Origin of the sequence: Paenibacillus sp. FSL H8-0283 (genome assembly GCF_045040675.1) — a bacterium.
Classification (GTDB): domain Bacteria; phylum Bacillota; class Bacilli; order Paenibacillales; family Paenibacillaceae; genus Paenibacillus; species Paenibacillus amylolyticus.
The window spans coordinates 6,944,718-6,957,074 of the sequence record NZ_CP150295.1 but is presented as its reverse complement, the minus strand read 5'-3'; the positions used below and the strand labels follow the sequence as shown (position 1 = coordinate 6,957,074).

Here is a 12,357-nt window from a genome sequence, read left to right as displayed (position 1 = left end):
ACAGAAGGTGATATGGAGGAACCGCTCAAAGTATATAACACCGCAGTGGAAGCTTTTCTTGAAGTAATCGGGGGGAAGTGGAAGCCTGTTATTCTATTCCATCTTACCTTTGGCAAGAAACGTAATGGTGAGCTGATGAAACTGATCCCTGCGATCACTCAGAAAGTGTTGACTCAGCAACTTGGTGAACTAACGGAGGCGGGGGTTATTGTCCGTATTTCCCATCACCAGGTCCCACCTAAAGTGGAGTATGAGTTAACAGCGTATGGATGGAGTCTTAAAGAGATTCTTCATCTGATGTGTAGGTGGGGCGATATACACGTGGAGAATGTATATGGTGATCGAGGAAAAATTCTGTTTAAGCCGCCAACTACTACTGACCGTTGAGGGACTTATATTAGCCGATTCTGGAATTCAGGAATCGGCTTATTTTGCATTTTATTTACTTTACGGAAGGATTTTGCGATCACGTAGATTTCTGAAAATATCCATAAACATAGTCTCAGTGTCAATGAAATCATGGAATCCGAAGCGGCGAGCTTTGGAACCATCTGCGAAGAAATCGTAATCCCACGAGAAGACAAAGTCACCAAATGCCCATGAAGAGACATCGTCATAAGGGGTGTTTATCAAACCATACTTTTCAATCATGGAATTCCAAAGATTTTTTTTATCTGCCATCACTGTTGCAAGTGAAAGGGGCAGTGGAGGTGCTGGTTCCAATTCGAAAAACGCAGCGATTTTGGGCCATAGCTCATTCCAGCGAAACAGATCACCATTGGTGATATTAAATGCCTGATTGGCACATTGCGGATCGGTTGCTGCCCATACGGTTGCATGAGCCAGCAATGTTGCATCAGTCATTTCAAGAAGCGAATGATACGCTCCTGGTTTCCCAGGGAATCGAAGTGGCAAGCCAAGCTCCTTGGAGATAGCCGCATACACGCCAATAACCATGGCAAGATTCATTGGATTACCCAGGGCGAATCCACATACCACAGACGGGCGAAGGGCTGACCAGGTCCAGCTGCTTCCGGGTTGCCGATCTTCGAGAAACTGTTGCTGATCGACATTAAATTCAGGGGGCATATGATATGCGTCCGTTTCTTTGGCAGGTGTTTTGAAAGGACCCAGATGTGCGCCGTACACTTTATAACCTTGCATTAGGCTAATATGTTGGAGATTTGGAGCGATCGGTTCGATGGTATTCACCACATTGGCGAGCATCGCCAGGTTGGGCTGTACCAATTCGGCCCAAGTTGGGCGATCCTGATATGCGGCGTAGAAAATATGCGTAACGGTCGTTAAATGACTCAGTTTGTCTTGTGTGTCTACTTCGTTCAGTAAATCAGCTGATATATAACGTAACCTAGGGGCATCTTCCCCTCCGCGGCGAGATACACCAATGACATTCCATTGCGGAAGTGTCATCAGATAATCAATAAGGTTCCTTCCAATGACGCCTCCAGCACCAATGACAAGTGCGGTGTAACGGGTAACGGATTGTTCGGGTTTCAATGGACATGCTCCTCTCTTCTTCTGTTCATATTGTGGGTCAGAAAAAGAAGGATGAGAAGTACGCACCTCAAAGTCATATACGTACTTTGAAGTAATATATGAGCCTGGAGCAGGATATGAGCGTTATAATTGGCACTTCAAAGGAGGTTAATTACCTATAACCACAAGAAGCTGTAAAAGGAACAATTGTCCTTTCACAGCTTAGATGTGTCTGTATATTCGTTCAATAGATCTGTTGAAAATATGGTTTACGCCGGATATCCGCCACCTGGAGGCGGCCATGCGCCGTAGAAGCGACGTAGCAGAACAATCTCCCCTAGATGGTACGAGTTATGGGAGGCGATATTGCGCAGAAGTCCTGCTTTAGTTTCACCCGGGAAATAGAGCAGTGGATCATCTAATTGTGCAGTTTCTGCAATGGCTACGGCTTGATCAACTCCATCCAAGAATGCCTGAATATCTGCCTTCCACGTCGCTTCGTCCTGTGGACCCTTCTCTTCAGGCCAGCTTTCACTCACGTTAGCAGGGAGCTGTGGCTTGCGTCCTTCCAAGTGTTCGAGCATGAATTGCTGCCAATAATGCATATGCTTCACCAACTGATAGATCGTATATGGCATGGCATCGTGCGTACGAGCAGCAAGTGTGACATCGATATCGGGTAGAGCACGGGCGATGCGGATATGACCGCGTTCCCCCACTAATGATTTGACAAGGGCTTGCCCAAAGCTTTGATTAACATCTGACATATGGAACCTTCCTCTCTTCCAAGACCGGATCTGATAACCTGTCTTCTATTTAGTATTATACAATTAAATTGCTAAAAATTAAAAATGGATAACGAAGAACGCTAAATACTTAAAATGCCTATGATATAATAGTGAAAATAAATCTCAAGACCTCAGGGTCGAGGAGGAAGCTCCTGTGAAAGTGATATTGGTTGACGACGAACGTCTAGCGTTGATAGGCCTTCAAAAATCACTAGAAAAAGAAGTAAGCGGCATTGAAATTATCGCTACATATATGAATCCAACAGAGGCTGTGGCGGGTATTGTGGAGCACCGTCCTGATGTTGTATTTCTGGATATTCATATGCCGGAGATGGATGGTATGGATCTGGGAAGACAGATTCAGGCGGCAACACCGGGCACCGAAATTATATTTGTGACCAGTTACGATCAATATGCGGTGCATGCTTTCGAATTACAGGCTTTGGACTATGTGATGAAGCCGATCCAAAAGGATCGATTGAAGCAGACGGTGAGCCGCGTAAGAGAGAAACTGAGCGTAAAACGCGAGCAGCGGTCAAAGGATACAAACGTACCTTTAATTTGCTGTTTTAATCAGATTCAGTTTAAGCTTCCAGGCAAGGATGTTCAGGTGGCCAAATGGCGTACAAGCAAGGCGCAGGAGCTGTTTGCATACTTGCTTCACCACCGGAACCAGGTCATCCATCGCAGTGTTCTGCTGGAGCTTCTGTGGCCGGGAATGGAAGAGGAGAAGACGACACATCAACTCTACACTGCAATGTATCATGTCCGCCAAACCCTGAAAACTTGCAATATGGATATGATCACGATTCAGAGCGGGCACCTGGAGGCAGGCTATCGACTCGAATTGGGTGAGGCTCAGTTGGATAGTGAGCAGTGGGAACGGGAAATCAGGCAATGGAAAGTCATAGACGCAAGTACCGTTCATGCCTATGAGCAAGCGCTTCATCTATATAAGGGTACCTATCTTGGCAATTATGAATACATGTGGGCTGAACCTGAGCGGGAAAGATTACGCTATCTGTGGCTATATCATATGAGACAACTAAGTCTGTATTACCAGCAGCATGGGCTGGCGGAGAAAGTGGTCGAGAGTACACAACGTATCCAGCATATGCTTCCGGATGAAGAAGAAAGTTATTTTATGCTAATGAAGTTATATGATGAAATGCACAACGATCTCGGTGTGGAGGAGCAGTATCGTCTCTTAACCACCAGAATGGAGCAAGATTTGGAGATACCGATCAGTGAGGATATTACTGAATGGTATCAGGACTGGAAGCTCGGTTTAACCAAAGTCATGAAAAAATAATTAATGAAATTACTTCAAACGAAACGTATGGACCGTTACAAATATTTGATCATCATGCTAATCATTTTTGGAGTGTTAATTGGCATGCGCTCGGTATGGTCGGAGCTATTCCACACAGTAGATGAGCATCGCGCCGTTAACGGGGTGCTTGATTTGAGAGATGTGGATCTGGATCAGTCCCCTGTCATGTACTTGAATGGGGAATGGGAACTTTACCCGGATGAGTTGCTGACCCAACAAGATATTGCGAAGAAGAATGGCGGTGCGAAGAGTGTTCAGGTCCCAGGAGACTGGGGGAGTGCACAGAATCAGGAACAAGAGAGTTCGTACGGTTACGGAACATATCGATTGCGCATTTTGACAGATCCACTTCAGACGCCGGTAACCTTCTGGTTCAAGGGAATCCGAAGTTCATCCGAGATCGAGTTGAATGGAGACGCGGACGGGGGTATGGGTGAGGTCTCCGCGGATAGCAGTACATATATACCCCGAAGCACTTCATATACAGCGACCTATGATCAGGAAGGAACAACCTCCATTGAACTATTGGTTCGTGTAGCCAATTACGATAGCCCGTATATGGGCGGAATTAGCAAACCTGTTCGCTTTGGTTCACAGGCAGCCGTTGATTTTTCGCGTTGGTATTCCATTGGTTTTCAGATGCTCACCTTTCTGGTTCTGCTCCTCCACGGCATGTATGCCTGTATTCTTTACGCATTTAATCGACAGGAACGTTCCTTGCTGGTTGGAGCCGTATTAACTTTATCTGTTGGCATCACGGTTACGATGGGTCATGACAATATATTGATGTTATGGCTTCCTATTAATTATACCTGGGGCATTAAAATTCGATTGATCTCATTGTTGCTGCAAAATGCTTGTATCCTTCTGTTATTCCAGAGATTAACGATGGTTCATGTACGAAAGGCATGGCTACAGTGGCATGTTGTCATGACCTTGATCTATACGGCCGTGATTGTGGTGATGCCCATTCATATTACATATGCCATGATCCATTACAACGTCATTAACCTATTCTTTCTTGTCTCCATGATCTGGTTTCTATACATCGTCGGAACGATGATCTTCAGGAAACAGGCGGACCGGGATATTGTTTTTCTGCTGCTTACTGCAGGAGGCATTACATCCAACCTGATATGGAGTGTGGCCGAGACAGCCAAAGATGTGACAACTGTCTATTATCCTATCGACATCATCTTTGCGATTACGGGCTTCTCTGCCTATTGGTTCAAGAAATACTTCAGGAATGTCAGGGAGAATATGAAGCTGAATACAGAGCTGCAGAAGGGCGACAAAATTAAAGATCAGTTCTTGGCGAATACATCGCATGAACTGCGGACCCCGTTGCACGGGATCATTAACATCGCTCACAACGTGATCACCCGAGAGAAAAACAGGTTGGATGAACGGAGCCTGGAGGATATGGAGTTGCTGATTACGATCGGTCGACGGATGTCACATCTCCTTGGTGATCTACTGGATGTAGTCCGGCTGAAGGAGCACCGCATTGAGTTACGTCAGGGGCCTCTTTCCATACAGTCGGTTGTGCCTGGCGTTATCGCCATGCTGCAATTCATGGCAGAACGAAAACCGGTTTGCCTTCATATGGAGATTCCAGAATCGTTCCCTCAGGTCATGGCTGATGAAGAAAGGCTTGTTCAGATTTTGTATAATCTACTGCATAACGCGCTTAAACATACAGAGGAAGGAACGATATCCGTAAGTGCCGAAATTCGTGAAGGACATGCTCTGATTCATGTGACGGATACAGGCATTGGCATGGATGAGGATACACGGATGCGCATTTTCCTCCCGTATGAACAAGGGTCGTATGGAATCAGTGATGGACAAGGCATCGGGCTTGGACTGAACATCTGCAAAGAGCTCGTAGAACTGCACGACGGGGCACTTACGGTTCACTCGGAACTCGGAAAGGGCTCGGTATTCAGCTTCGATCTACCACTCGCGGATGAAGCCGCCGATCAGGCTCAGTCGCAGCTACCTCTAATTTGGGAACAGGCCGCGGAGATGATGGAAGATGCACCTAGCGGATTCCTGTTACCCCGCCAAGGTATGGGGGACGCGGAAGCCTTGGCGACAGCAGAGATGGCTCCGTTGTTAAAAGAGGGAAGAGCTACCATTCTGGCTGTGGATGATGATCCGGTGAATCTGGATGTGTTGGTCAGCATCCTTTCGACGGAACCATATGATATAACTACAGCAGGTTCGGGTCAGGAAGCGATGGAATTGCTCGGCACACGTCAGTGGGATCTGCTCATTACAGATGTGATGATGCCTAATATGTCCGGATATGAGTTAACCCAGAAGGTGAGGGAACAATTCTCAATGTCTGAGCTTCCTGTGCTGCTGTTGACGGCACGAAGTCAGCCGCCAGATATCTACACGGGGTTTGCATCGGGGGCCAATGATTATGTCACGAAGCCTGTAGATGCGGTGGAACTAAAATATCGGATACGTGCATTGACCATGCTAAATCAGTCTATCCAAGAGCGCCTGCGCATGGAGGCCGCGTATTTACAGGCTCAGATTCAGCCTCACTTCCTATTCAATACGTTGAATTCACTTATGGTTTTAAGTGATATTGATACAGAGCATATGCGGAAGCTTGGCGATGCTTTTTCATCTTATTTACGGATCAGCTTCAACTATCTCAACACAGGGGAACTGGTGAAATTATCATATGAGCTGGAACTCGTTGAAGCCTATCTTTTTATTGAAAAAACACGATTTGAAGATCGATTATCGGTGGTATTAAACGTAGAGCCGGACCTTCCGTTGCTTCTCCCGCCGCTATCCATTCAGCCTTTAATTGAAAATGCCGTCAGACACGGACTATTAAGCCGCAATGTAGGCGGTACGTTATGCCTATCCATCACTCGTCATGAGGGTTATACCCGTATTGAGGTGAAGGATAATGGCAAAGGCATCGAACCGGAGAAGGTTGCAGAGCTGCTACATGCTACCCCAGGAGGAAAAGGTGGAATAGGCATTGTGAATACAAACCGCAGATTGCTTCAACGGTATGGTCAGGGATTATCGATCGTAAGTGAGCCGGGTGAGGGAACGATGGTATCATTTGATATTCCGGATGAGGTATAAGGAAAAGGCCGCAGAAGTGAAAACTTCCGGCCTTTTTGTTTTGCTTGCGTGTTCATTCCCTGATTTTAATTATTTCTAATGCTTCTTTCATATGTTAGTATATTTAACATTAGAAGCGCGGGTTCCGGCATTGGGCGCTAAACGTTGTTATAGTGGGTGAAGAGATCGATGCGCAATTGGGTCAAAAATGAGAATGTGCAGATGACGGCCATTGCCTTTACCACTGCGGTAGGGGCGCAATTCAAGATAAATCCATTCCGGGAAGATTACTTCCGAATCGGGCTGGGGGTTAGCATCCTTTTATTTCTGCTGATGATCATGCCACACTTGTCTTATGTGAAGACAGGAATCCTGACAGGCATCGCGAATTTGCTGTTTCAGTCAGCAGATCTCATCAATCATGTACAGACGGTGTCTATACTGGAAAGCATGCGGGACAATCTGGGGGCAGGTGTGTATTATGTGGTCTTTGCCTATGGGCTTAGCAAATTCAAGCATCGATTCCATGAGATGCAGCCTCTTCTGCTCGGCGGGTTAATTACATGTATCGATTTCTCCTCTAATCTTGTTGAGCTGCTTTTTCGCGGAATGTTAAGCGGGACCAATATCTTTTATATGAAAGAATGGTTGTATCTGCTTGTGGTAGGTGGTCTGCGAAGTTACTTTGTGATTGGGCTATATAACAGCATTGCGGTGAGGCAGATGCGGCTCTTACATGCAGAGCAGGAGAAGCGGATGGAGCAGATGCTGAGTGTGAACTCGGGTCTGTATGGCGAGGTCTTTTACCTGAAGAAAGCGATGAATACGATCGAAGGCATTACAGCTGACAGCTATGATCTATATCGCGATCTCCGGGAGCAGGACATGAACCAATACAGTCAGCGCACGCTGGGCATCGCTCAGCAGATTCATGAAGTAAAGAAGGATTCACAACGCATTCTGGCAGGTCTGCTGAAGCTGTATGATAATGAAAAAGCGGTCAACATGAGCCTGTCTGAAGTGCTGAACTTTGCCAGCAAAGCAAACCGAAAATATAGCGAAATGCTTCATAAGCAGGTCGAGATCGATATTGAGCAACAGTATGATTGTGAGTCTCCGTATTACATTCCTCTTCTCACGGTAATGAATAACCTGATTGCCAATGCGGTAGAGGCGATTGAGCATGATGGGACGATTCGAATTCGTGTGTATGAGCAGGAAGGGGACGTACATTTCGTCGTTATAGATAATGGCAAAGGCGTACCCGAAGCCAAACGGGATATCATCTTTGAACCGGGCTACACAACGAAGTTCAATGAAGTCGGCATTGCCGCGACGGGCATTGGCCTGTCCCATGTACGTGATATCGTTCAGTCGTTGACGGGACAGATCACAGTGGAATCGGCGCCTCTGGGAGCGAGAGGGGCTACATTTCGTATAGCTATTCCCAAGATGAATTTAATAAAGGGGGCCGATGTCGATGACACTTTCTATCATGATCGTGGATGATGATGTGGTGAGTCGTAGCATGCTGCATGATATCATTGAATCCTGTGGTATCGGTGAGCTTGCGGGCATGGCTGAGGGCGGTATAGAAGGCGCACGGATGATCATGGATCTGCGTCCTGATGTGGTGTTGATTGATCTGCTGATGCCGGATCAGGACGGAATTGAGACGGTAGCGAAGCTGAAGCAATGCGGTTATACCGGTAAATTCATCATGATCTCTCAGGTGGAGAACAAGGAGATGGTAGGGGAGGCCTACCAGAACGGCATTGAATTCTTCATTCATAAACCGATTAATCGGGTGGAAGTGGAGCATGTGCTCAGCAAAGTGAATGACCAGTGGAAGTATGAACGTTACGTGCTGGAGATCAAGCAGTCGATGGCCCGACTGAATCTGGTGGAAGCGCCGGCCCCTGCCCAAGGTCGTACGGTGCGAGATGCGGCACGAAGCATTCTAATGGATCTGGGGATCATCGGAGAAAGTGGTAGCAAGGACATCATTGCGCTCATGGAGTATGCGATTGATCAGAAGCAGGTCGCGGAGTGGCCGCCGCTGAAGGAGTCCTATGAAGCGGTTGCCCAGACTTATAAGTCTACGCCCAAAGACGTGGAGAAAGAGAGCAAGGCGATGGAACAGCGCATTCGCAGAACGGTAATTGCCGCGTTAACAAACATGGCCTCGATTGGACTCAACGATTATAGCAACCACAAGTTTGAGCATTATGCGCCCCTCTACTTTGACTTCCAGGATGTTCGAATGAAGATGAGAGCCATGGAAGAAGATCAGGCAGGCGACAAAGGCAAGGTTAATATCAAAAAGTTCCTGCATGTGTTCTACATGGAGACGCTTGAAAAGATGAATAACTGAGGCATCATATGCCTCTGTCTGTTGGAGGATATGAAAACCCGGGAAGGTGACCATCGGCGGTGTCGAGGTCACTTCACCAAAGACGGGCAAGCTGAAGGGGTTATTATTTTAATCCATAATGACTTCTTTATCTGGCTGTTCAAGAAATTTGAACATGATTTTAATTTGTTCCAGCGTATTTCTTTCCAATGATAATTCAGGTAAAGCGTCGATAGCAAAAAAATCAACTGCGCTGGTTTCTACACCTGTTTCCGCATGCCCTCCCACAATGTCACAGCGGATAAACATCTTATATACGTGATAAGGCTCAGGTGGGTGTCCATGGAATTTTTTGTCCAATACCGCTAACAACCGCATCGGCACAACATCAAAACCGGATTCTTCTTTAATTTCTTTCACAGCTACTTCTGATGGTGATAGGCCGATGTCACTCCATCCCCCTGGTAATGCCCATGCGCCATCTATTTTCTCTCGAACCAAAAGCACTTTGTTTTCCCTGAAAACAACACCGCGAATATCGACTTTAGGCGTTGCGTAACCTGAATCACTTGCAAATGTAAGTGATATTTTCTCTTTGTTAACAGAAGTATAGTTACTTAAGATATCAATACTAATGCGCCTCAATTCCTCATATCGCTCGATATCATAAACATCCTTGGCATAGGTTAAACCTGTTTGTGAGATAGCTTGAATCTGTTTTGCCCATTCTAGCCACTTTGTGTCCATGGACACCTCTTTTCTTCGCAAGTCACGAGATTTAGTTCAGTTAGGAAATAACCCCATTATATCATATGAATTACAGTCCATAACTACTAAGAAAGGACAACTCGAGGTTAGGGAATCACGCTAATGATTGAACGCACTTTACGATTATTGCTTTTTATTATAAAACTGCGAGATATTATAAAGAAACGATGTCCAGAGGAGGAGAAAGTGAAATGAACATAACTATTGATCAGCAAGGTAATTCCAAGGTCGCCATAATTGAAAGTAATGGCATCGTCATCAACAATGCTCAAGATGCACTGGATTTGATGGCTTCGGTAAGGTATAGCGATGATGCTGATAAACTCATTATCGACAAATCGAACATCACGGAAGAGTTCTTCGAACTGAAAACCAAGCTTGCAGGTGAGATTTTGCAGAAGTACGTGAACTATCATGTTAAGCTTGCTATTGTGGGAGATTTCGAAGGACATAACAGCAAGAGCCTGAGAGATTTCATCTATGAGTGTAACAATGGCAAGCATGTTTTCTTTTTGAAAAACAAAGATGAAGCGCTTCAAAAGTTGCATAATATCAGTTAAGCGTACATCCGAGGCATGTAGAGAGCCTGCTTATAATCTGAACCAAACGTAGGAGGTTTGCACCGTGATATCTAATGAGAATTTAAAGGTATATGCTCTGCCTGAGATCGGAAATCTTAAAGTGCATGGCAGAACAACTGGAGAGCGATCGCCGTTGACGTTATTTTGGACGGGGAGTGCAGTTGAACTCAATGTACAGGGCTCCGAACTATGGGTTGAAGTAGAGTCGCAGTATGACATGTATGAGTCATGGATCAGCATTCTGATCAATGGTGTTCCGGTGAGCAGACAGATGTTAACGGCGGAAAGGTACTGGGTCTGTGTATTCCGAGGTATGAACGCAGATGTTGTGAAGAATGTACGGATCGTCAAAGATGTTCAAGCGATGAGTGGTGACCCGGGTTGTGCCTTGCAGATTCATGCGTTGAAATCCGATGGAGCGTTCCTGCCTGTGCAGGAAAAACCGTACAAGATCGAGTTCATTGGTGACAGTATTACATCTGGCGAAGGTGCGATCGGAGCGAAAGCGGAGGAAGATTGGATTCCGATGTGGTTCAGCGCCATACATAATTATACGTTTATGACAGCAGAGGCATTGAATGCGGAGTATCGGGTCATCTCGCAAAGTGGCTGGGGTGTGCTGACAAGTTGGGATAACAATCCAAAGGGGAACATCCCCGAGTATTACGAACAGGTCTGTGGCTTACTTACTGGTGAACGTAACGATGCGCTAGGCGCAGGAGATCAGCATGATTTTAGTTCCTGGCAGCCGGATGTGGTAGTCGTGAATCTGGGTAGCAATGATGGGGGTGCATTTCAGTCACCGGAGTGGAAAGCCCCCGAAACGGGCAAGGTGTACAAGCAGCGTTTGAATGAAGATGGTACTTATCATGAAGAGGATCTGGCTACTTTTGAGAAAGCGGTGGAACAGTTCCTGTTCAAACTTCGGAAAAACAATCCGGCGGCACATCTCGTATGGGCTTATGGCATGCTGGGTTTTCCTATGATGCCTGCCATCTACCGCGCGGTTGATACGTATACAAAGGGGGCAGGAGATCGTAAGGTCTCAATCATCCAGCTTCCTGATACAACCGAAGAGACGGTAGGTGCGCGCACCCATCCAGGCGAGTTATCTCACCGTAGGACGGCAGAGGTGTTAGCGGAATATGTACGAGGAATGATAGGATAACTTGATACTTGATACTTGATACTTGATACATGGTAATGGAAAGACCACTCTTTCATGAACGGGTACCCCAATGGTTAGATGGTGTCTAACTTGATGAGGTCCCTTCATCATAAGAATGGTCTTTTCCCTTTCTACTTATCTAGACATTCGAAGCTGTATCCGCTGTGCCGCTGTTCTGTACCTCATAACGAATCGAAATGATCTGTCCAAGTGTCTGGGTTCGGACCATTTTGAATTGACTTGGCACAGTGCCTGTCGGGAATAAGGGGATGCCTTCGCCAAGAATCTTGGGAATGATGGCGACTTCAATCTCGTCCAGTAATTTTTTTGCTAACACAGCTTGAACCAATATGCCGCCACCCACAATCCACACATCTCCATCAGAAGTTTGTTTTAACCGGGGAATGAGCGTATCTACCTCCTCGGTTGTAAACTGTACATGCGGAGCGGGCGGCTGTTCCGAGCGGGAAAGCACATACGTTGGGCGATCCGCATAGGGAAATTCTTCGGAAAGTGTGAGCACCTCTTCATACGTATAACGTCCCATAACAACGCTACCGATTGTTTTATAAAATGCAGCATACCCGTTGTCTCCACCATCACCCTCCACATCAAATAACCAATCGACCGAACCGTCCAGTCTTGCGATATATCCATCCAAACTCATAGCAATGTACAAAATTGTTTTGTTATCAGACATGTTCATCGCTCCCTTCTAAAATGTATGATACACTTTAACTATGACAAAAGTTGACGTAGTTAGGATGTTG

At 46.1% G+C, this 12,357-nt stretch carries 11 protein-coding genes; 7 read left to right on the top strand and 4 right to left on the bottom strand.

Annotation, left to right across the window (positions count from 1 at the left end):
• The first annotated feature begins 12 nt into the window (after window positions 1–12).
• Window positions 13–387, top strand: coding sequence for a helix-turn-helix domain-containing protein (locus MHI52_RS30520; RefSeq protein ID WP_047840975.1), 375 nt, complete (start codon window positions 13–15; stop codon window positions 385–387).
• A gap of 60 nt (window positions 388–447) precedes the next feature.
• Here the strand turns inward: MHI52_RS30520 and MHI52_RS30515 are convergent, their stop codons facing one another.
• Both MHI52_RS30515 and MHI52_RS30510 read right to left on the bottom strand, forming a co-directional pair.
• On the bottom strand, window positions 448–1,518 hold the full coding sequence (locus MHI52_RS30515) for an SDR family oxidoreductase (protein WP_405158197.1): 1,071 nt from the start codon (window positions 1,516–1,518) through the stop codon (window positions 448–450).
• A gap of 248 nt (window positions 1,519–1,766) precedes the next feature.
• Window positions 1,767–2,264, bottom strand: a complete 498-nt coding sequence (locus MHI52_RS30510) for a DinB family protein (protein ID WP_036671799.1) — start codon at window positions 2,262–2,264, stop codon at window positions 1,767–1,769.
• Window positions 2,265–2,439: 175 nt separating this feature from the next.
• Between MHI52_RS30510 and MHI52_RS30505 the strand changes: the two genes are divergently transcribed.
• From MHI52_RS30505 to MHI52_RS30490, 4 genes are all read left to right on the top strand, one after another.
• Window positions 2,440–3,597, top strand: a complete 1,158-nt coding sequence (locus tag MHI52_RS30505) for a response regulator (RefSeq protein ID WP_036671798.1) — start codon at window positions 2,440–2,442, stop codon at window positions 3,595–3,597.
• Window positions 3,598–3,600: 3 nt separating this feature from the next.
• Window positions 3,601–6,738, top strand: a complete 3,138-nt coding sequence (locus MHI52_RS30500) for an ATP-binding protein (protein WP_405158196.1) — start codon at window positions 3,601–3,603, stop codon at window positions 6,736–6,738.
• 168 nt (window positions 6,739–6,906) lie between these two features.
• Window positions 6,907–8,226 carry an ATP-binding protein gene (locus MHI52_RS30495; protein ID WP_405158195.1) on the top strand — a complete coding sequence of 440 codons (1,320 nt, stop codon included), beginning with the start codon at window positions 6,907–6,909 and terminating at the stop codon, window positions 8,224–8,226.
• Window positions 8,198–9,091 (top strand): response regulator, encoded by an 894-nt coding sequence (locus MHI52_RS30490; protein WP_405158194.1) that lies wholly within the window; start codon window positions 8,198–8,200, stop codon window positions 9,089–9,091. Before MHI52_RS30495 ends, MHI52_RS30490 begins: the two co-directional genes overlap by 29 nt.
• Window positions 9,092–9,199: 108 nt before the next feature.
• Here the strand turns inward: MHI52_RS30490 and MHI52_RS30485 are convergent, their stop codons facing one another.
• A complete protein-coding gene (locus tag MHI52_RS30485; RefSeq protein WP_405158193.1) occupies window positions 9,200–9,817 on the bottom strand; it encodes an NUDIX hydrolase in 618 nt (205 codons plus the stop codon).
• 212 nt (window positions 9,818–10,029) lie between these two features.
• Between MHI52_RS30485 and MHI52_RS30480 the strand changes: the two genes are divergently transcribed.
• Window positions 10,030–10,398: a DUF4180 domain-containing protein gene (locus MHI52_RS30480; protein WP_127550181.1), complete on the top strand. Its 369-nt coding sequence runs from the start codon at window positions 10,030–10,032 to the stop codon at window positions 10,396–10,398.
• Window positions 10,399–10,462: 64 nt separating this feature from the next.
• A complete protein-coding gene (locus tag MHI52_RS30475; RefSeq protein WP_405158192.1) occupies window positions 10,463–11,587 on the top strand; it encodes an SGNH/GDSL hydrolase family protein in 1,125 nt (374 codons plus the stop codon).
• A 139-nt stretch (window positions 11,588–11,726) separates the two neighbouring features.
• Here MHI52_RS30475 and MHI52_RS30470 read toward each other — a convergent pair whose 3' ends face one another.
• Entirely contained in the window at window positions 11,727–12,293 is a 567-nt protein-coding gene (locus tag MHI52_RS30470) for a dihydrofolate reductase family protein (protein WP_036671789.1), read from the bottom strand.
• Between the last annotated feature and the right edge of the window lie 64 nt (window positions 12,294–12,357).

Bases quoted from the DNA above. Each gene is read 5' to 3' on its own strand.
- MHI52_RS30520 (WP_047840975.1), top strand. From the start codon at position 13: ATGGAGGAACCGCTCAAAGTATATAACACCGCAGTGGAAGCTTTTCTT.
- MHI52_RS30480 (WP_127550181.1), top strand. From the start codon at position 10,030: ATGAACATAACTATTGATCAGCAAGGTAATTCCAAGGTCGCCATAATT.
- MHI52_RS30485 (WP_405158193.1), bottom strand. From the start codon at position 9,817: ATGGACACAAAGTGGCTAGAATGGGCAAAACAGATTCAAGCTATCTCA.
- MHI52_RS30470 (WP_036671789.1), bottom strand. From the start codon at position 12,293: ATGAACATGTCTGATAACAAAACAATTTTGTACATTGCTATGAGTTTG.
- MHI52_RS30495 (WP_405158195.1), top strand. From the start codon at position 6,907: ATGCGCAATTGGGTCAAAAATGAGAATGTGCAGATGACGGCCATTGCC.
- MHI52_RS30510 (WP_036671799.1), bottom strand. From the start codon at position 2,264: ATGTCAGATGTTAATCAAAGCTTTGGGCAAGCCCTTGTCAAATCATTA.
- MHI52_RS30490 (WP_405158194.1), top strand. From the start codon at position 8,198: ATGACACTTTCTATCATGATCGTGGATGATGATGTGGTGAGTCGTAGC.
- MHI52_RS30500 (WP_405158196.1), top strand. From the start codon at position 3,601: ATGAAATTACTTCAAACGAAACGTATGGACCGTTACAAATATTTGATC.